The 18,908-nt window shown below is 71.5% G+C and carries 19 protein-coding genes; 7 read left to right on the forward strand and 12 right to left on the reverse strand.

Annotated features, from left to right (window positions below; translation table 11 throughout):
- Positions 1 to 52 precede the first annotated feature (52 nt).
- Complete coding sequence (locus tag ABD901_RS07905; RefSeq protein ID WP_345122825.1) at positions 53 to 835, forward strand: hypothetical protein; 783 nt, start codon at positions 53 to 55, stop codon at positions 833 to 835.
- A 105-nt stretch (positions 836 to 940) separates the two neighbouring features.
- Here ABD901_RS07905 and ABD901_RS07910 read toward each other — a convergent pair whose 3' ends face one another.
- The 7 genes from ABD901_RS07910 to ABD901_RS07940 all read right to left on the reverse strand — a co-directional run bounded on the left by ABD901_RS07910 (position 941) and on the right by ABD901_RS07940 (position 7,699).
- Positions 941 to 1,720 (reverse strand): HAD-IIA family hydrolase, encoded by a 780-nt coding sequence (locus ABD901_RS07910; protein WP_345122828.1) that lies wholly within the window; start codon positions 1,718 to 1,720, stop codon positions 941 to 943.
- Positions 1,721 to 1,752: 32 nt separating this feature from the next.
- On the reverse strand, positions 1,753 to 2,757 hold the full coding sequence (locus tag ABD901_RS07915) for a ferrochelatase (protein ID WP_345122830.1): 1,005 nt from the start codon (positions 2,755 to 2,757) through the stop codon (positions 1,753 to 1,755).
- A 21-nt stretch (positions 2,758 to 2,778) separates the two neighbouring features.
- The gene (fabI, locus tag ABD901_RS07920) at positions 2,779 to 3,552 is read right to left on the reverse strand and encodes an enoyl-ACP reductase FabI (RefSeq protein ID WP_345122832.1); all 774 of its coding nucleotides are present in this window, start codon (positions 3,550 to 3,552) and stop codon (positions 2,779 to 2,781) included.
- Between the two features lie 28 nt (positions 3,553 to 3,580).
- Positions 3,581 to 4,285: a 3-oxoacyl-[acyl-carrier-protein] reductase gene (gene fabG / locus ABD901_RS07925; protein WP_345122834.1), complete on the reverse strand. Its 705-nt coding sequence runs from the start codon at positions 4,283 to 4,285 to the stop codon at positions 3,581 to 3,583.
- Positions 4,286 to 4,746: 461 nt separating this feature from the next.
- Positions 4,747 to 5,697, reverse strand: a complete 951-nt coding sequence (locus tag ABD901_RS07930; RefSeq protein ID WP_345122836.1) for a VWA domain-containing protein — start codon at positions 5,695 to 5,697, stop codon at positions 4,747 to 4,749.
- Entirely contained in the window at positions 5,694 to 6,557 is an 864-nt protein-coding gene (locus ABD901_RS07935) for a DUF58 domain-containing protein (RefSeq protein WP_345123568.1), read from the reverse strand. Before ABD901_RS07935 ends, ABD901_RS07930 begins: the two co-directional genes overlap by 4 nt.
- 56 nt (positions 6,558 to 6,613) lie before the next feature.
- On the reverse strand, positions 6,614 to 7,699 hold the full coding sequence (locus ABD901_RS07940) for an AAA family ATPase (protein ID WP_380136414.1): 1,086 nt from the start codon (positions 7,697 to 7,699) through the stop codon (positions 6,614 to 6,616).
- A 272-nt stretch (positions 7,700 to 7,971) separates the two neighbouring features.
- Here ABD901_RS07940 and ABD901_RS07945 point away from each other — a divergent pair, with 272 nt between their 5' ends.
- Genes ABD901_RS07945 through ABD901_RS07955 form a run of 3 tightly spaced genes read left to right on the forward strand, consistent with a single transcriptional unit; the run spans position 7,972 to position 10,057 of the window.
- Positions 7,972 to 8,181 carry an acetone carboxylase gene (locus tag ABD901_RS07945; RefSeq protein ID WP_345122839.1) on the forward strand — a complete coding sequence of 70 codons (210 nt, stop codon included), beginning with the start codon at positions 7,972 to 7,974 and terminating at the stop codon, positions 8,179 to 8,181.
- Positions 8,178 to 8,681, forward strand: coding sequence for a PH domain-containing protein (locus tag ABD901_RS07950; protein ID WP_345122841.1), 504 nt, complete (start codon positions 8,178 to 8,180; stop codon positions 8,679 to 8,681). Before ABD901_RS07945 ends, ABD901_RS07950 begins: the two co-directional genes overlap by 4 nt.
- A complete protein-coding gene (locus ABD901_RS07955; protein ID WP_345122843.1) occupies positions 8,678 to 10,057 on the forward strand; it encodes a PH domain-containing protein in 1,380 nt (459 codons plus the stop codon). The genes ABD901_RS07950 and ABD901_RS07955 overlap by 4 nt, the downstream gene beginning before the upstream one ends.
- Positions 10,058 to 10,132: 75 nt before the next feature.
- Here the strand turns inward: ABD901_RS07955 and ABD901_RS07960 are convergent, their stop codons facing one another.
- Entirely contained in the window at positions 10,133 to 10,873 is a 741-nt protein-coding gene (locus tag ABD901_RS07960) for an SIR2 family NAD-dependent protein deacylase (RefSeq protein ID WP_345122845.1), read from the reverse strand.
- A gap of 82 nt (positions 10,874 to 10,955) precedes the next feature.
- Here ABD901_RS07960 and ABD901_RS07965 point away from each other — a divergent pair, with 82 nt between their 5' ends.
- Both ABD901_RS07965 and ABD901_RS07970 read left to right on the forward strand, forming a co-directional pair.
- Positions 10,956 to 11,399: a thioesterase family protein gene (locus ABD901_RS07965; protein WP_345122847.1), complete on the forward strand. Its 444-nt coding sequence runs from the start codon at positions 10,956 to 10,958 to the stop codon at positions 11,397 to 11,399.
- A 313-nt stretch (positions 11,400 to 11,712) separates the two neighbouring features.
- Positions 11,713 to 12,513, forward strand: coding sequence for an MBL fold metallo-hydrolase (locus ABD901_RS07970; RefSeq protein ID WP_345122849.1), 801 nt, complete (start codon positions 11,713 to 11,715; stop codon positions 12,511 to 12,513).
- Here the strand turns inward: ABD901_RS07970 and ABD901_RS07975 are convergent, their stop codons facing one another.
- Together ABD901_RS07975 and ABD901_RS07980 are read right to left on the reverse strand one after the other, a co-directional pair.
- The gene (locus tag ABD901_RS07975) at positions 12,514 to 14,559 is read right to left on the reverse strand and encodes a catalase (RefSeq protein ID WP_345122851.1); all 2,046 of its coding nucleotides are present in this window, start codon (positions 14,557 to 14,559) and stop codon (positions 12,514 to 12,516) included.
- A 454-nt stretch (positions 14,560 to 15,013) separates the two neighbouring features.
- The gene (locus tag ABD901_RS07980) at positions 15,014 to 15,598 is read right to left on the reverse strand and encodes a TetR/AcrR family transcriptional regulator (RefSeq protein WP_345122853.1); all 585 of its coding nucleotides are present in this window, start codon (positions 15,596 to 15,598) and stop codon (positions 15,014 to 15,016) included.
- 195 nt (positions 15,599 to 15,793) lie between these two features.
- On the opposite strand from ABD901_RS07980, the gene ABD901_RS07985 reads away from it, so the two are divergent.
- Positions 15,794 to 16,846, forward strand: a complete 1,053-nt coding sequence (locus ABD901_RS07985; protein WP_345122855.1) for an alpha/beta fold hydrolase — start codon at positions 15,794 to 15,796, stop codon at positions 16,844 to 16,846.
- Positions 16,847 to 16,855: 9 nt separating this feature from the next.
- Here the strand turns inward: ABD901_RS07985 and ABD901_RS07990 are convergent, their stop codons facing one another.
- Together ABD901_RS07990 and ABD901_RS07995 are read right to left on the reverse strand one after the other, a co-directional pair.
- Positions 16,856 to 18,112: a Gfo/Idh/MocA family protein gene (locus ABD901_RS07990; RefSeq protein WP_345122857.1), complete on the reverse strand. Its 1,257-nt coding sequence runs from the start codon at positions 18,110 to 18,112 to the stop codon at positions 16,856 to 16,858.
- Positions 18,109 to 18,888 carry a DeoR/GlpR family DNA-binding transcription regulator gene (locus tag ABD901_RS07995; RefSeq protein ID WP_345122859.1) on the reverse strand — a complete coding sequence of 260 codons (780 nt, stop codon included), beginning with the start codon at positions 18,886 to 18,888 and terminating at the stop codon, positions 18,109 to 18,111. The genes ABD901_RS07990 and ABD901_RS07995 overlap by 4 nt, the downstream gene beginning before the upstream one ends.
- Between the last annotated feature and the right edge of the window lie 20 nt (positions 18,889 to 18,908).

The raw sequence follows: 18,908 nt of genomic DNA on the forward strand, positions 1-18,908 counted from the left end.
GGCCTCGTCGCCTGCGAGACATACCGGCACGTCAGCACGTACCCTTGCTCCCATGTCCCCCGCAGCACGCGCGGCGACCCTGCAGGCGCGCCGCTCGGCGCGTTTCGTGGCATGGGTCCGGGCGTGGCGCGCCGGCCTGGTGCCGTGCGACGACGCCGCCGCCGAGATCTCCGGCGACGAGGAGCACATGGTCTCCGACGTCCCCGGCACGTGGACCGACGTGTCGCTCGCCGACGCCCTGCCGTCGCTGTCGAAGCTGCACCCGGACGAGGTGCGGCTGGTGCTGCCCGCACCGGGAGACCCACGCGGGCTACCGGGGCCGGGGCCGTTCACGGGCGCGGCGCTGCTGGCCGGCGAGGGTGTGATCGCGGGCGGCCTCGGGTTCGTGCCCGAGGTGCGGCTGCACACCTCCGGGTCGGGCGACGAGTTCGAGACGGTGCGCTGGCAGGTGTTCGCGCTGCCGGAGGAGCGGCCGCGGGCGCACGAGCCGAGCACGGCCGAGGCGGAGGCGGAGCTGTCGGCGGAGCTGGCCACCGCCACGCGGACCCTGGCGAAGCTCGACATCGCGCAGTGGCGCCCGGAGCTGGCGGGTGCGATCGAGGCGATCCGCAAGCCCGACGGGGCGACGGACCTGCCGCCCGGGTACGACCCGCGGGCCCGCCGCCTGTATGCCCGGGCGAGCGTCCTGGACCGGGTTCTGGCCCTGGCCGAGCACGCCGCGCCGGGCGGTGCGGTCAACGGCTACGAGGTGCAGCAGCGCGACGCCGCGCTGCGCCCGCTCACCACCGCCTGCCGTCGCGCCCTGGTCGCGGCGTGCAACGCGCCGCTGCTGTAGTTCTTGGCACGACGGGCCTGGCAGCGGAGGGCCGCCAGGCCCGCAGCGGTCTCTGGTGGGAACAACGGTCTGCAAGTGACGCGGACCCGAGCCCGGAAATGGCTTCTAAACCTCGTCCATGAGGTGCGCCACCGACGGGATGATGCGCGACGGGCGGTAGGGGTAGCGCTCCACGTCCGCCGTGGTGCTGATGCCGCTGAGCACCAGGATGGTCTCCAGGCCGGCCTCCAGGCCGCACAAAACGTCGGTGTCCATGCGGTCGCCGATCATGGCGGTCGTCTCGGAGTGCGCGTCGATGCTGTTGAGCGCCGAGCGCATCATCATCGGGTTGGGCTTGCCGATGAAGTACGGCTCGATGCCCGTCGCCTTCGAGATGAGCGCCGCGACGGCGCCGCAGGCCGGCAGGGCGCCCTCGTTCGACGGGCCGGTCGCGTCCGGGTTGGTGCAGATGAACCGGGCGCCGTCGTTGATGAGGCGGATCGCGGTGGTGATGGCCTCGAAGCTGTACGTGCGGGTCTCGCCCAGCACGACGTAGTCGGGCTCGGTGTCGGTCAGGATGTACCCGACCTCGTGCATCGCCGTGGTCAGGCCCGCCTCGCCGATGACGTAGGCGGTGCCGCCGGGCCGCTGGGTGTTGAGGAACTCGGCCGTGGCCAGGGCCGAGGTCCAGATCGCGGACTCGGGCACGTCGAAGCCTATGCGGCGCAGCCGGGCCTGCAGGTCGCGCGCCGTGTAGATGGAGTTGTTGGTCAGGATCAGAAACGGCTTGCCGGACGAGCGCAGCCGGTTGACGAACTCCGGTGCGCCGGGCACGGGCTCGCCCTCGTGCACGAGGACCCCGTCCATGTCGGTGAGCCAGGACTCGATGGGCTTGCGTTCTCTCACGCGCAACATACTCCCTCAGAAACGTTTCGTGACTAGGCGCGTTTCGGTGACGCGCAGCAGTCGTCCGGACAGAAATCCCAGGTCGGAACGGTGCCGAGCGCGTGACGCACATTACTGTGAGCAAGCACGCGCTCCTCGACCAGCGCGCGGACCATGTCCGCGAAGCGCGGGTCGACGCCCGGGGTGGCGGCCCGGGCGAAGGCCATGCCGAGGCGGGCGGCGGTCGCCCGGGCCTCCTCGTCGAGGTCCCAGATCACCTCGAGGTGGTCGGAGATGAAGCCGATCGGGCTGACCACGACCTCCCGGACCCCGTCCTTGGCCAGGGTCTCCAGGTGGTCGTTGATATCGGGCTCCAGCCACGGCACCTGCGGCGGGCCGGAGCGGCTCTGCCAGGCCAGGTCCCACGGCAGCTCCGGCGCGGCCTCGGCGGCGACGAGGGCGGCGGTCTCGCGCAGCTGGGCCTCGTAGCGCCCGGCGCCGCCGGGGCCGCTGGCCGCGTTCATCGACGTGGGGATCGAGTGGGCGGTGAACACGATCCGGGCCGCCATCCGCGACGGCAGGGCCGCCAGGGCCGCGCGCACCGCGTCGGCGTGCGGCGCGATGTACCCGGGGTGGTCGTGGTAGTGGCGGATCTTGTCGATGACCGGCGCGCCCGGCACGGCGGCCCGGGCGACGGCGATGTCGTCCAGGTACTGCCGGCACGACGAGTACGACCCGAAGGGGCTGGTCACGAACGCGAGCGCGCGCTGCACGCCGTCGTCGCGCATCTTCGCGACGGTGTCGGCGAGCATCGGGTGCCAGTTGCGGTTGCCCCAGTAGATCGGCAGGTCCAGCCGGGGGCGCAGCGCCTCGATCAGCGCGCGGCACTGCGCGTTGATCGGCGAGACGCCGCCGAAGTGCCGGTAGTGCCCGGCGACCGTCTCCAGGCGCTCGCGCGGGATGCCCCGGCCGCGGGTGACGTTCTCCAGGAAGGGCAGGACGTCGTCCTGCCCTTCCGGGCCGCCGAACGAGAGCAGGAGGAACGCGTCATATGCCACGCCCTCATTCTGCTCCTGTGATCAGGTGGAGGCGCCCACGGCGTGGTACCCGCCGTCGACGTGGACGATCTCGCCGGTCGTGGCCGGGAACCAGTCCGACATGAGCGCGCAGCAGGCCTTGGCCGCGGCCGCCTGGTCGTAGAGGTCCCAGCCGAGCGGTGCGATCTTGGCCCAGGAGTCCTCGAACACGGCGAAGCCGGGAATCGACTTGGCCGCCATGGTGCGCAGCGGGCCGGCCGCGACGAGGTTCACGCGGATGCCGCGCGGGCCGAGCTCGCGCGCCAGGTAGCGCGACGTGGACTCCAGGCCCGCCTTTGCCACGCCCATCCAGTCGTACACCGGGTAGGCCCGCGTCGCGTCGAAGTCCATGCCCACGATGCCGCTGCCGGGCGTGAGCAGCGGCAGGCAGGCCACCGCCAGGGACTTGAACGAGAACGTCGAGACGTGCACGGCGGTGGCCACGTCCTCCCACGGCGCGGCGAGGAAGTCGCCGCCGAGGCAGCTGGCCGGCGCGAACGCGATCGAGTGCAGCACCCCGTCGAGGCCGTCGACGTGCTCGCGCACCTTGTCGGCAAGGCCGTCCAGGTGCTCCTGGTTGGTCACGTCGAGCTCGATGACCGGGGCCTCCTGCGGCAGGCGCTTGGCGATGCGCTCCACCAGCGACAGGCGGCCGAAGCCGGTGAGCACGACCTTGGCGCCCTGCTCCTGGGCGAGCTTCGCGGCGGCGAAGGCGATCGACTGGTCGGTGATGATCCCGGTGATGAGCAGCCGCTTGCCCTCGAGAAGTCCTGCCATGGGTCTCCCTAGTGAAGATGTTCGCGAATCAGTGGCCCATGCCCAGGCCGCCGTCGACGGGGATGACGGCGCCGGTGATGTACCCCGCGGCGTCGCTCGCCAGGAAGGTGACCACGTCGGCGACCTCCTCGGGCTTGGCCATGCGGCCCAGCGGGATGTTCTTCTTGTACTCCGCCTGGGTCTCCGCCGGCAGCACCGCCGTCATGTCGGTCTCGATGAACCCGGGCGCGACGACGTTGGCGGTGATGTTGCGGCTGCCCAGCTCGCGGGTGATCGAGCGGGCCATGCCCACCAGGCCGGCCTTGCTCGCGGCGTAGTTGACCTGGCCGGGGCTGCCGTAGAGGCCGACGACCGAGGAGATGAAGATGATCCGGCCCCAGCGGGCGCGCAGCATCTTGCCGGCGGCGCGCTTGGCGCAGCGGAACGAGCCGGTGAGGTTGGTGTCCAGCACCCCGGTGAACTGCTCCTCGCTCATGCGCAGCAGCAGCGTGTCCTGGGTGATGCCGGCGTTGGCGACGAGCACCTCGACCGGGCCGAGCGCGTTCTCGACCTCGGTGAAGGCGGCGTCGACGGCGGCGCTGTCGGTGATGTCACACTGCACGCCGAAGAGGCCCTCCGGAGCGCCGGAGCCACGGTGCGTGACCGCCACGCGGTCGCCCTGCTTGGCGAACGCCTGCGCGATCGCCAGTCCGATGCCCCGGTTACCGCCGGTGACCAGCACGGTCCTCGCCACGGGTGCCGCCTTTCGCCTTCGAGATCATTGGTGCGGGCTACTCGATCTTGCTGTTAGCAACGCAGTACGCAGACTAGGTGCTACCGAATGGTAGGACCCAATGCGCCGGGCGGCTGATGCCGGGCATGGCACCGCGCAGTACGATATTGAGGTTTGAGACGTCCGGCGTCATGACACCGGGCCCGTTTCGCTGCCGGCCGGCACGGCAGCCGCTCCCTGGAGGTGATTCGCTGTGCGAAGTAGCGATCCCTCCAGTCGTGGCCGGTAACCCAGCAGATCACCCGCCACGGCTTTCCGCGTGTCTGTTCTCTCGTTCCGGTTGAGACAACACCCGTTGGGAGCACGTCGTGAGCCGATACCTCGCGCCCATTGGCTTTTTCCTGGCCGCCATGTGGGTCGCCACGCTCTTCTTCCTGGTCGGCGCCCACTGATCCGGTGAGCGCCGACCCGGCAACGCCGCGCTACGGCAGCCGCGAGCCCCACAGCAGGCTCAGCGCGCCGGCGCACAGTGCGAGCAGGAAGCCGAAGCCCAGGTACCACTGGGTGATCTCGCGCGGCTTCGTGCGGTAGCCGATCGAGCTGCCCATGTCCGAGTACACCCGCTTCAGCTCTTCCTTGCTGGCGGCCTCGTAGAAGTACCCCTTGGTGACCTCCGCCACCTTCTGCAGCGACGGGCGGTCGACCGGCACCCGCTGCGGCGTGTTGCCGATGCGCACGACGCCCTCGTCGGTGCCGAACGCGATCGTCGAGACCGGCACGTTGGCCGCCGACGCGGCCGCGGAGGCGTCCTCCAGCGAGCGGCCCGCGGTGCGGAACCCGTCGGACAGCAGCACGATCCGGGCCGGCGGCGGGCCGGCCGCGCCGTCGGCGGGCACGGTGCGGATCGCGTCGAGGCTGGTGAAGACCGCCTCGCCGGTGGCCGTGGACTCCTGCAGCGTCAGGCCCTCGATGGCCTGCATGATCGAGCCGCGCTCCTTGGTCGGCGACACCAGCACGCTCGCGGTCTTGGCGAAGGAGACCAGGCCGACGTTGAAGCTCGCCGGCAGCTGCCGCACGAAGTCCTCGGCGGCCGACTTCGCCGCGTCGATGCGCGTCGGCGCCACGTCGGTGGCCTGCATCGACAGCGACACGTCGATCGCCAGCATGATCGTGGCCCGCTCGAGCGGCTCCTTCGTGTCGACCGACGGGCGGGTCAGGCCGAAGGCGAGCACGACCAGGCTCAGCATGAACGCGACGGCGCTGACGTGCCGGCGCAGGCCGATGCCCTTGGGCACCAGGCTGCTGAGCAGGTCCACGTTGGTGAACCGCACGGCGAACGCGCGCCGGTGCAGCTGCCGCCACACGTAGATGCCGATGACCGCGGCGACCGGCAGCAGCGCCAGCAGCCACAGCGGGTTGAGCAGACGGATCATCGAGTCGTTCCTCGAGTTCGGGCGTGTCGCTGTGCCGCGACGAACCGGACGATGTCCAGGAGCCAGTCGGAGTCGGTGCGCAGCCGCAGGTGCGCCGCGTTGGCGCCGCGCAGTGCCGAGGCTATCTCGGCGCGCTGTGCCGCCGCGGCGTGGGCGTAGCGGTGGCGCAGCTTCGGGTCGGCGGTCTGCACCTCGTGCATGCGGCCCGTCTCCGGGTCCACCAGCGCGATGACGCCGACGTCGGGCAGCTCCAGCTCGCGCGGGTCGACGACCTCGACGGCGAGCAGGTCGTGGCGCACGCCGAGCTTGCGCAGCGGGCGGGCCCACTGCTGCGGCGGCGTCATGAAGTCGGAGATCACCACCGCCATCCCGCGCCGGCGCGGCGGCCGGTTGAGCATGTCGATGAGCGCGCCGAGGTCGGCGCGGCCGGGCCGGCCCCGGGTGAGCGCGATCGAGCGCAGCAGGCCCTGCGCGTCCTTGCGGCCCGGGCGCGCCGGGAGACGGGTGAGCGCGTCCGCGGTACCGACGGCGGCCCCGATGCGGTTGCCGCCGCGGACGGTGAGGTGCGCCACGGCGGCCGCGGCGGCGATCGCCAGGTCGCGCTTGAGGTAGCGGGCCGTGCCGAAGTCCAGGCTGGCGCTGAGATCCACGGCCAGCCACGTCTCCAGCTCGCGGTCGGCGACCGTCTGGCGCACGTGCGGCAGCGTGGTGCGGGCCGTGACCGGCCAGTCCATGCGGCGCACGTCGTCGCCCGGCCGATACTCCCGCGACTCGCCCGCCTCGGTGCCCGGCCCCGGCAGCAGGCCCAGGTAGTCGCCCTGCAGCAGCCCGTCGAGCTTGCGCGTGACGAGCAGCTGCATGCGGTTGAGGACGACCTCGGCGCGCGCGTCGTCCAGCCCGGTGCCGCTGTCGATCTTCACCGCCCCGGCCAGGTGGTGATGGTGGTGGTACCCCCGGGCGGCGGCCCGGCGGGCGCGGTCGTGGCCTGCTGGCGCGGCGCGACGGTCGGCGGCGGCACGGCGGCGAGCACCCGGCGCACCACGTCGTCGGCCGGGATGTCGTCGGCGAGCGCGTCGTAGGACAGCACCAGCCGGTGGCGCAGGATGTCGGGCGCGATGTCCTGCACGTCCTGCGGCAGCGCGTAGTCCCGGCCGCGCAGCAGCGCCAGCGCCCGGCAGGCCCGCACGATGCCCAGCGAGGCGCGGGGGCTGGCACCGTACTGGATGAGGTGCGCGATGTCGCTCAGGCCGTGCTCGGCGGGTGCGCGGGTGGCGACCACCAGCCGCACCGCGTAGTCCACGAGCGCGTTGTGCACGAACACCTCGTCGGCCTTGTCCTGCAGCGCCATCAGTTCCTGCGTGGTGAGCACCGCGACCGGCTCCGGGGTCTTGACGCTGACCCGGTAGACGATCTCGCGCTCCTCGGCGTCCGTGGGGTAGCCCACCTGGATCTTCATCAGGAACCGGTCGCGCTGCGCCTCGGGCAGCGGGTAGACACCCTCCTGCTCGATCGGGTTCTGGGTGGCCATGACCAGGAACGGGCGCGGCACCTCGTAGGTCTCGCCGCCGACGGACACCTGCTGCTCGGCCATGACCTCCAGCAGCGCCGACTGCACCTTGGCGGGCGCGCGGTTGATCTCGTCGGCGAGCAGGAAGTTGACGAACACCGGCCCGAGCTCGACGTCGAACTTCTCGCTGGACTGCCGGTAGATGCGCGTGCCGACGATGTCGGCGGGCACGAGGTCCGGGGTGAACTGGATGCGTGAGAACGTGCCGCCGACGACCCGGGCCAGAGTCTCCACCGCGAGGGTCTTCGCGACGCCGGGGACGCCCTCCAGCAGCACGTGGCCGCGGCTGAGCAGGGACACGAACATCCGCTCGATCATGAGGTCCTGGCCGACGATGACCCGCTTGACCTCAAAGAGCGCCCGTTCCAGGACGGTCGCGTCCTGAGCGGGGGTCGAGACAGGGTTGCTCGGCTGGGTCACCGGTCCTCCACGCAAATCGCCGACAGTTGCAACCTAGCGTCGCACGTTGCGGCGAGCAGCCGCATCCGACGCTGCTGAGAGCCTACTGGGAGTTCGCATGCGGCGGCCTTGGACGGACATTCCGGATATGCGACCATCGATTCTGGGGGGATTTCTGTCACCCGGTCGCCTTCACGACTGGACATCACCCGTGGTTCGGCGGGTACGATTCACCCGTCGCCGGGCGGCTTCCCCCGTGGCCGCCCGGCGCTCACATCTTTTTGCACATTTTCTTGCACACTTGTGGCGTGGAAGCGTTGATCTGCTCCGCCAAGGGGTGCCGCTCTCAAGCCGTGTGGCAGCTGCTGTGGAACAACCCGAAGATCCATACGCCGGACCGCCGCAAGGTGTGGCTGGCCTGCGACGATCACCGTGAGTCGCTCTCACAGTTCCTCAGCGTGCGCGGATTCCTCCGGGACACCGTGCCGATCGATGATCGGGATACGCTCGACGAGTGAACGCTCCGGTCGCACCCGACCCGTTGCGCCCCTGGCCGGACAACGTCCAATGGCGGCCCGTCTCGCCCCGGTACTTCCTGGTCAGGCTCGCCGTCCTCGCGCTGTGGGTGCTCGTGGTGACGGTCGCGTGCGTCGTCACCGGCGTGCTGTGGTCGGCGTGGTTCCTGCTCGCCGCCGCCGCGGTCCTCGTCGCCGGCGCCGTCCGGGCCGTGTTCCTGCGCCGCTCCATCCGTTCCTGGGGCTACGCCGAGCGCGCCGAGGACCTCCTCGTTCGCCACGGGCTGCTGATCCGGCGGCTGTCCATCGTGCCGTACGCGAGGATGCAGTTCGTCGACGTCACCGCCGGCCCGATCGAGCGCGCCGCCGGCCTCGCCACCGTCACCCTGCACACGGCCGCCGCCGCCAGCGACGCCACAGTCCCCGGCCTGGAGGCCGCCGAGGCCACCCGGCTGCGCGACCGGCTCTCCGCCCTTGGCGAGATCCGCGAAGAGGGCCTGTGACCGAGCGCCTGAGCCAGCCCCTGAGCCAGCCCCGGCAGCGGCTGCACCCGCTGACGCCGCTGGTGCGCGGTGCGAAGCTCGTCGCGCTCGCCGCCGTCGCCGTGTCCTGGCGCGGCCTGTCCGACCTCGGCCTCGAGCACTGGCTGATGGCCATGGCCGCCATCCTCATCCTCGCCGTCGTCGTCTCCGCCGTCGTGTGGGCCGTGACCGGATACGAGGTCGTCGGCCGCGAGCTGCGCGTCCACGAGGGACTGCTGTCGCGCCGCGTGCGGGCCATCCCGCTCGACCGCGTCCAGGCGATCGACGTCGTGCGCCCGGCCTTGGCCCGCGTGTTCGGCCTCGCCGAGCTGCGCCTCGAGGTCATCGGGGGCGGCAAGGCGGAGGCGCCGCTGGCCTACCTCACGGTGGCCGGCGCCACGCAGCTGCGCGCCTCCCTGCTCGGCCTGGCCACCGGCGCCGCCGGCGGCGCGGAGCCCGCCGCCGAGCGCACCTGGTTCACCGTGGACAACCGCCGCCTGCTCGTGGCCCAGCTGCTCACCCCGCAGGTGCTCGCCGTGCCGGTCGGCGCCGCGTTCGTCCTCTGGCCCGCCCTCGCCCACCCCGACTGGACCCTCATCGGCGCCGCCAGCACCATCACGGCCTTCCTGGGCGTCTTCCAGGTCCCGGTGCGCCGCATCCTCGACGAGTGGGACTTCCGCATCGCCGCCGACTCCGCCGCGCTGCGCCTGCGCCAGGGCCTGCTCAACAAGCGCAGCCAGTCGGTGCCTCCGCGCCGCGTCCAGGGCGTCAAGGTCACCTGGCCGCTGCTGTGGCGCCTCCCGGGCTGGGCACGGGCGCACATCGACGTGGCCGGCTACGGGGGCGACGGCGAGGAGCAGCTGCGTGCCGGCACGCTCGTCCCGGTCGCCGGGTCCGCCGACGCCGTCTCGGTCGCCGCCGTGATGCTCGGCGCCGCCGTCGACCCGCGCCCCGCCCCGCTGCCCATCGACGCCGCCGCCCTGCCGGTGAGCGGCCCGCCCCGGCGCGCAGTGTGGCTAGCCCCGTTCGCGTGGTCCCGCATCGGCGTGGCCGTCACGCCCGACGTGGTGACGGTGCGGGAGGGAGTGCTGACGCGGGACCTCGTCGCGGTGCCGCTGGCCCGGGTCCAGAGCGTCCGCGTGACCCAGGGCCCGCTGCAGCGCCTGCTGTCCCTGGCCACCGTCACCGTCGACACCGCGGGCGGCCTGCACGCGACGGCCCGCCTGCGCGACACGGCCGACGCCTACCGCCTGGCCGACGCGCTGGCCACCCTGTCCCGCACGGCCCGCCACACGTTCTCGTCCCGCCTGGCCGCGACCCGCCTGCCACCGCCCGTGACGGACTCTTACACTCCGTAGCCATGAAGGTCCAGAATTTGGTGGCTTCCTGTACGGTGGATTCAGACCGTCCGGGCCCGCCGCGCCGCTCCTGTTTCAGCGGGTTGGCACGAACGCCGGCAGCACATTGCCGATCGGCTCGCGGATGACCTCGTCGGCGATCGCGTCGTACGGCGTCTCGGCATCGTTGATGATCACGATCCGCGCACCGTGCTTCGCCGCGACGCCGACCAGCCCGGCGGCCGGGTGGACGGTCAGCGAGGTCCCGACCGCCACGAACGTGCGGCACTCCAGCGCCGCCTCGGCGGCCGCGGTCAGCGTCGCCATGTTCATCTGCTGCCCGAAGGAGATCGTCGCCGACTTGAGGATGCCGCCACACCCACGGCAGTCCGGGTCCGCCTCACCGGCCTCGACCCGTTCGAGGGTCTCGCGCATCGGCCCGCGCGCCCCGCACTGCAGGCACTCGGTCTCGTGAATGGTCCCGTGCAGCTCGATCACCCGCGCCGCGTCGAGCCCCGCCCGCTGGTGCAGCCCGTCGATGTTCTGCGTGACCACCGCCGTGAGCAACCCGGCTCCGGCGAGCTCCGCGAGCGCCCGGTGCGCGGCGTTGGGCGTCGCCGACCACGCCGGGTGGTGCAGCCGCTCCTGCCACGACCGGCGCCGCACGTCCGGATCGGCGACGTAGTGCTCGATCGAGGACAGTTTCATCGCCTCGGGGTCGCGCGTCCACACGCCCTGCGGCCCGCGGAAGTCGGGAATCCCGGAGTCCGTGGAGATGCCCGCGCCGGTCAGCGCGACGACGGAACCTTCGGCGATCCACTCGGCGGCGTCATGCATGGCGCCCAGGGTAGGGCGGGCACGAGCGAACCGGCGGTGAATTATCGCGGTCGTTGAGCGCGGGGTCATTAGGCTTGGGGGTATGCAGCCGAGCGAGCGCCCCACGGTCGATGCGGCACCCTGGGTCGGTGCCGTCACCCGCGTCGAGCTCACGGTCACGGACGCCGACACCGCGCAGGCGCTGGGCTCGGGCGACGTGCCGGTGCTCGGCACGCCACGCGTGCTGGCCCTGGCCGAGGCGGCCACGGTCGGCGCGACCGCGAGCCGGCTGCCGCCCGGGTTCACCACGGTGGGCACGCGGGTGGAGCTCGAGCACCGCGCCGCCACGCCGATCGGCGGGCGGGTGGTCGCCGAGGCGCGGCTGGCCAAGGCCGACGGGCGGAAGCTGGTGTTCGAGGTCCTGGTCAAGGACGGCGGGCAGGTCGTTGCCGAGGGGCGCGTGGAGCGGGTGATCGTGGATCGGGCGCGGTTTCTGGCGAAGGCGTTGGAGGACAAGACGCCTGCGTCGCGCGAGGCCAGATCATGAATACTTCCCGCGGTATTGGTGTTGCGCGCGGTCTTGGCTTTTCGCGCGGTTCTGGCTTTTCGCGCGGTCTCGGCGCGGCGCGCGGTCTCGGCGCGGCGCGCGGTGTGGGCGCTGCTCCGGTCGCGGGCGTTGTGTCCGGCCTGGGCTTCGCGACCAGCCTGGGCGTTGCGCGCGGGCTTGGGGTTGCGCGCGGGCTTGGCGGTTTGTGGGGTTTTGGTGTTTTGGGTGCCGCTTGCTGTTTGTGTGGATTGGGCGTTTTGTCCGGAAATTTTGTGACTTCTAGGTGGCTTTCCGGAATGGCGGGAGGGTGATCATGACCGTGCTGCGCGAGATCGCGGCGGGCGTGCACGTGTTGCGGCATCCCGTGCTCGACGTCAACGCGACCCTCATCGTCGGCGGTGAGGCGGCGCTGGTCGTCGACACGTTGTCGACCGCGCGGCAGGCGCAGGATCTCCTCGCCGCGGTACGCCGGGTGACGCCCCTCCCCCTCGCGGTCGTCAACACCCATCATCACTTCGACCACACCTTCGGCAACATGGTGTTCGCGGCCGAGGGTGCGCCGATCTGGGGGCACGAGGAGGCCGCCGCGCTGATCGGGCCGGGGCTGCGCGACCGCGCCATGGTCGAGCACCCGGACCTCGCCGCCGACATCGCCTGCCTCACCCCGACGCCGCCGGGGCGGCTGGTGCGCACCAGCGTCGAGATCGACCTCGGCGACCGCGTCGTCGAGCTGCGTCACCTCGGGCGCGGGCACTCGATCGGCGACCTGGTGACGATCGTGCCCGACGCCGGCGTCGTCGTCGCCGGCGATCTGGTCGAGGAGAGCGGGCCGCCGCAGTTCGACGACGCGTACCCGCTCGAGTGGCCCGACACCGTTGCCGCGCTCATGAACCTGCTGAGCCCGCAGACCCTGGTCGTTCCAGGGCACGGCGCCGTGGTCGGGGTGCGGTTCGTGGCCGCGCAGCACGAGCAGCTCGCCGGCCTGGCCTGGCTGATCCGCGAAGGTGACCAGGACGGCGCGCCCGCCGAGCGGGTGGCGGCGAAGTCGCCGTTCCCGCAGGAGATGTCGCTGGACGCGGTCAAGCGCGGGTACGTCCAGCTCAACAAGCCCTGACTAGGCCGGTATCCCCGTCACGTCGCGGTCGAAGTTGCGGTGCGCGGACACCGCCGTGAGCAGCGTGTGCGGGAAGTCCGGCGTGAACTCCTCCTCCACGATGAGCGCCGGGTCGGTCGTCGCGGTCGTGAGCGGGATCTGGGCCCGCTGCAGCACGTCGAGGCCTCTGCCGAACGCGCCGACCGGCTTGCCGTGCTTGTACGCCTCGGCGGCGAAGTGCACCGCGACCCCGTCGGCGGAGAGGTCGGCCGCGGCGCTGGGCACCACGACCGCGTCATACAGCACCGAAGACGTCGTCGACATTGCCCGGGTCACCTCCATCGGTACCCCATCAGACGTCGTCACGGTCCCGTCCGTGGCTGCGAGCAGGTCCACGGACGTGCCCACCTCGGTGCAAGCGTCTCGCAGCAGCGCGATCACGCGGGCGTCCGCGCCGTCGGCGACGAGGACGGCGACGCGACGGGTGCGCGGCGAGCCGGCGCCGTCGTGCTGCTCCTGGGACAGCGCCGGCGAGCTGCGGCCGTGGTTGTCGATCGACTTGACCGGCTCCTCGACGCCGATACCGCGCGCGACCGACACGGCGAGGTCGTGGTCGATCCGGTTGAGGTGCTCCACCGCGCGGACCCGGATCGTCATCTCGCCGACCTTGCCCAGCTCGAAGCGGTACGCGGCGATGATGTGCTCCTGCTCCCAGGGCGCCATGCTGTTCCAGAACAGCGTCGCCTGCCAGTAGTGCTCTGCAAACGTCTCGCTGCGCTTGCGCTCCTTCGGGCCGTCGACGGGCTCCGGGTACGTCACGAAGCCCGGTCCGACCTGCATCGTGCCGCCGCGCGAGCTCGGGTGGTAGTTCGCCCGGCCGGTCGGCACGACGTCCTGGTGCAGGCCGTCCTGCTGCTGGTTGCGCACCGGAGTGAGCGGCCGGTTGATTGGCAGCTGCGTGAAGTTCGGGCCGCCGAGGCGGGTCAGCTGCGTGTCGAGGTACGAGAACAGCCGCGCCTGCAGCAGCGGGTCGTCGGTGAAGTCGATGCCTGGAACGATGTTGCCGACGCAGAAGGCCGCCTGCTCGGTTTCTGCAAAGAAGTTGTCGGGATTGCGGTCCAGGGTGAGCCGGCCGACAGGAGTTACCGGCACGACCTCCTCGGGGATCAGCTTGGTCGGGTCGAGGATGTCGATGTCGTCGAGCTCGAAGACCCGTTCCTGCGGGATGAGCTGCAGGCCGAGCTCCCATGAGGGGTACTCCCCTGCCTCGATCGCCTCCCACAGGTCCCGGCGGTTGTAGTCGGGGTCGCGCCCGGAGATCAGCTGCGCCTCGTCGAACACCAGCGAGTGGGTGCCGAGCGTCGGCTTCCAGTGGAACTTCACGAACGTGCCGTGGCCGTGGCCGTTGACCAGGCGGAAGGTGTGTACCCCGAAGCCCTGCATCATCCGGTAGCTGCGCGGCAGGGCGCGGTCGGACATGAGCCAGATGACGTGGTGCATGGTCTCCGGCTGCAGCGTCACGAAGTCCCAGAACGCGTCGTGGGCGGACGCCGCCTGCGGGATCTCGTTGTGCGGCTCGGGCTTGAGCGCGTGCACGAGGTCCGGGAACTTGATGCCGTCCTGGATGAAGAAGACCGGCATGTTGTTGCCGACCAGGTCGAAGTTGCCCTGCCGCGTGTAGAACTTGACCGCGAAACCGCGCACGTCGCGCGGCGTGTCGGTCGAGCCGCGCGAGCCCTGGACCGTGGAGAAGCGCACGAACACGGGCGTGCGCGTGTCCGGGTCGGTGAGGAAGTCCGCGGTCGTGTACTCGTCCAGCGGCTCGTACACCTGGAAATATCCGTGCGCACCCGCTCCACGCGCGTGCACCACCCGCTCCGGTATCCGCTCGTGGTCGAAGCGCATGAGCTTCTCGCGCAGGTGGAAGTCCTCGAGCAGGGTGGGCCCGCGGGCACCGGCTCGCAGCGAGTTGGCGGTGTCGTCGACAGGGATGCCCTGGTCGGTGGTCAGCGCCCCCTCACCGAACGGGCGCCTGCTCGTGGCGATCTGCCGGTCCTTGGACGTCATACCCTCCCGCTACCACTCCCCGGACGATTTACACCTTCCGCGCAGGTCGTTCGCGGCCCCGGGCCAAGCTCGCGCAGGAAGCGCAGGCACATTGCGGCCCCAGGCCCGGCTCGCACAGCAAGCGCACGCACATTGCGGCCCCAGAGCCAGCTCGCACCGGAAGCGCAGGCACATTGCGGCCCCGGGCCCAGCTCACACAGCCAGCGCACGCACATTGCGACCCCGGGACCCAGCTCGCGCGGCAGTGCAAACACGTTGCAGATGTCGGGCCCGAGCGGCGCAGCTTTGCAACCGCGTTGTGTGGAACGGGTCCGGCTCGCACAAGGCCGAACGGAAATCACGCCGACCCGCCGGAGCGCCAGCCGACCGCGTAACCGGGAGGGCCGGCCGACCGGGTAAGCGGGAGCGCCGGCCGACCGGGTAAGCGGGAGCGCCGGCCAACCGGGTAACCGGGTCACGTGCTGGTGGCGGACAGGCGCTCGCACAGTGTGCGGAGGGCGAAGGCCAGGTCGCGGCCGCTCATGGCGCGCTGTGGCGCCACCAGGTGCTGTACCACCACGCCGGCCAGGAGGGCCTGGTACAGGCCGCCGACCGTGCGTGCGACCTCCGGCTCGGCCGCGGGGTCGATGCCGTGGAACAGCGCGGCCAGGGCGCCCTCCGCCTCGACCTGCGCGGCACCCCACGGGGACTCCGGTGCCGCCTGGCGGCCCAGGTGGGTCACCACCTCGAACTGCATCGTCCACAGCGAGCGGTTCTCGGCGATCGACGCGATCACCCGGTCCCAGATCGCCACGAACCGTTCCTGCTGGTCCTCGAGGTCGGGGCCGCCGGTGAGAGCCCGTTGCAGTTCGTCGCCCCACTGGTCCAGGGCTCGGCGCAGTGCCGCGTCCAGCAGCGCGTCGGTCGTCCTGAAGTGGTAGTTGATCGCGGCCAGGCTCACGCCGGCCGCGGAGGCGATGTCGCGGGCGGTCGTGCCTGCATATCCCTTCTCGAGCAGGCACTGCAGCGCGCCGTCGAGGAGCTTCTCCCGGTTTCCCATGGGCTGATCGTACGTCTAAGAATTCTGTCTTGGAAATCTGTCTTGGACAAACGTCTCAGACTTCTGTACAGTCGTGGATGCCAGCAGGGAGCAGCAGGCAGAAGCAGCAAGCACCAAGCAGCAAGTCGCAACAGCAAGCAGCAAGCCGCAACAGCAAGCCGGGAAGACCCCCATCGACGCCCCAGGAGGCACCAGATGTCCGCGCTCATCGCCACCGCCGTCACCGCCGCAGCCGTTGTTGCCGCCGGGGGTGCGCCGCTTGCGTACCGGGCCACGCTGCAGCGGCGGCGGGCCGCCGTCGCCCGCATCGACAACCCGGCCGGGATCGTCGAAGGGCGCTACGTCACGATCGGCGGGGTCGAGCAGTGGTTGCAGATCCGCGGTGAGGACCGGGCCAACCCGGTGCTGCTCGTCGTGCACGGCGGGCCGGGGTCGCCGTACTCGGTGTTCACGCCCGTCATGCGCGAATGGGAGCGGCACTTCACGGTCGTGCACTGGGACCGGCGCGGCAGCGGGCGCACGCTGCGGCGCAACGGGTTCCGGCCGGAGGAGATGGACTTCGGGCGCATGGTCGAGGACGGGATCGAGGTTGCGGAGCACCTGCGGGAGTACCTCGGCAAGGACCGGATCGTGCTCATGGCCGGCTCGATGGGGACGATCGTCGGGCTGCCGATGGTGCGGCGGCGGCCGGACCTGTTCTGCGCCTACGTCGGGACCGACTTCTTCGTGAACATGGTCGAGAACGAGCGGCGCGGGCGGCTCGACACCATCGAGCGGTTGCACGCCGCCGGTAACCGCAAGGGTGTTGCAGCGCTCGAGGCTCTCGACGCCGATCCGCGCAACTGGGACGTCAAGGCGTGGGGGACCCGCATGCAGTGGTCGATGAGCACCGACCCGACGACCGGCAACGGGGCGCTGAAGAGGATGTTCGGGCTGCTGCTCACCAAGCCCGACTACTCCCTCGCCGACGTCTCGGCCTGGCTCAAGGGGTTCGGCAGGACGCGCGACACGATGTTCGAGCAGTTCATGCGGTTCGACGCGCGGGCGCTCGGCACCGCCTACGAGGTTCCGTTCTTCCTGTTCCAAGGGGCGAACGACGTGGTGACGCTGACCGCGCCGGCGGTGGAGTTCTTCGGTGAGGTGCAGGCGCCGGCGAAGGAACTCGTCCTCATCGAGAACGCCAGCCACTTCGCGGCGTTCAGCCAGCCGGGGCAGTTCCTGGACGCGCTGCGCCGGGTCCGTTGCTGATTGCCGGAACTAAGAACCCAGCGTCACGACGGTGCCGTTGCGGCGGGCCTGCTCGGCCGCCCATACCACCCGGTGGCCGGCCAGGCTCGTGGTGACGTCGGAGCGCAGCCAGGACGGGTCGCCGGTCGCGACCGCCGAGACGAAAGCGGAAACCAGGGCCGCGTCCCCGTCGGAGTGATCCGCCGACGGGGACGCGGCCACGTCCATGGTGGTGTCCTCGCCGGTGCGGAAGTCGACGAGGCGCAGGCGGGCGCCGTCGCCGTCGATGTAGCCGTGCGTGCCGAACAGGCGTGTCTTGCGCTGCTCGGCCGGCGTGAACGCCGTCATCGTGAACGAGATCGTGGCGCCGTCGGCGAGCTCCATCGACACGACCTGGTGATCGACGACGTCGTTGTCGCAGTCGTACACGCACCGGCCGTACGGGCCCGTCCGCAGCGCCTCGACGACGGCGGCGGGGTCGGCGCGGGGGGTGAGCACCGACACCGGCCACGGCGCCGGGTCCGTGACGGCGCGGCCAGCGATCTCACCGAGGTACAACTTCGGCGCGGAATAGGCACAGCCGGGCTCGAGCGAGCAGTCCAGGCAGCGGCTCGCGGCGCCGGCGGGGCGCTCTGCGGCGCGGAAGTGGGCCAGGCCGCCGAACGAGCTGACACGGCGCGCCGGCTGGCCGGCCAGGTACAGCAACCAGTCCACGTCGTGGCAGGACTTCGCCAGGAGCATCGGCGAGGACTCGGCCTCGCGGCGCCAGTTGCCCCGCACGAACGAGTGCGCCTGGTGCCACCAGCCGACGGGCTCCAGGTGCTGCACGCTGACGAGGCGGCCGATGCGGCCCTCGTCGAGGAGCTGCTTGAGCAGTGTCGTGTACGGGGTGTACCGCAGGACATGACAGACCGCCGCCATGACCCCGGCCCGCAGGACGGCCTCGGCGATGCGCGAAGCCTCGGGCTCGCTCGGCGCCATCGGCTTCTCCAGCAGCAGGTGGTAGCCGAGCCCGGCGAGCAGCACCGCCGGGCCGGCGTGCAACGCGTCCTGCGTGGCGATCACCGCGGCGTCCGCGACGCGCTCGCCGGCCTCGCCGAGGCGCGCCCAGTCGTCGAAGACGCGCCCGGGCGCGATGCCGAACTCGCCGGCGAACGCGTGCCGGCGCGCAGGGTCGGCCTCGGCCACCGCCACGACACGGGCGCGGCCGGTCTGCTGCGCCAGGCGGGCATATCGCGTACCGCGGTCGCCGGCGCCGACGACGAGCAGCCGCACGGGATCGGTCATGACGCGACCACCACTTCGGTGCCGGCCCGGCGGATCGCCTCGACGTGGTCGGGGTCGGCGCTGGAGTCGGTGACGAGCACGGACACGTCGGTGATGGCGCAGATGCCGGCCAGGCAGTTTCGCCCGACCTTGGAGCCGTCGGCGACCACCATGACCCGGTCGGCGCGGCGGATCATCGCCGCGTTGGTGTGCGCCTCGATGTCGTCGTGGGTGGTCAGGCCGCCGCGGGCGCTGATGCCGTCCACGCCGACGACGGCGATCTGCATGTTGAGCCCGGCGAGGGCCTGGTCGGCGATCGGGCCGACCAGCTCGTAGGACTGGGTGCGGGACACGCCGCCGGTCATGATGAGCTTCAGCCGCGGGCGCAGCGCCAGCTCGGCGGCGATGTTGAGCGCGTTGGTGACGACGGTGAGGTCGACCCGCTCGGCGAGCAGTCGCGCCAGGATCAGCGTGGTCGTGCCGCCGGTGAGCCCCAGCGTGAGCGGACCCTTCGGCAGCAGGGCGGCGGCGCGCTGCGCCACGACGGCCTTCTCCTCGCGATGCTGGCCGCCGCGGTACCGCACCGGAAGCTCGTAGGCCACGTCGACGGCCACCGCGCCGCCGTGGGTGCGCGAGAGCAGCCGCTGCTCCTCGAGGACCTGCAGGTCGCGGCGGATGGTGGCGGCCGAGACGTCGAACTCCTCGGCGAGGACCCCGGCGTCGACGGAGCCGTGCCGGGACACGCGCTCGAGGATCGCGGACATCCGGTCGGCCCGGCGCAGGGTGCTCTCAGCCATGCGGTTCCCGTCAACTGTTC

Origin of the sequence: Dactylosporangium darangshiense (assembly GCF_039537565.1) — a bacterium.
Lineage (GTDB): Bacteria > Actinomycetota > Actinomycetes > Mycobacteriales > Micromonosporaceae > Dactylosporangium > Dactylosporangium darangshiense.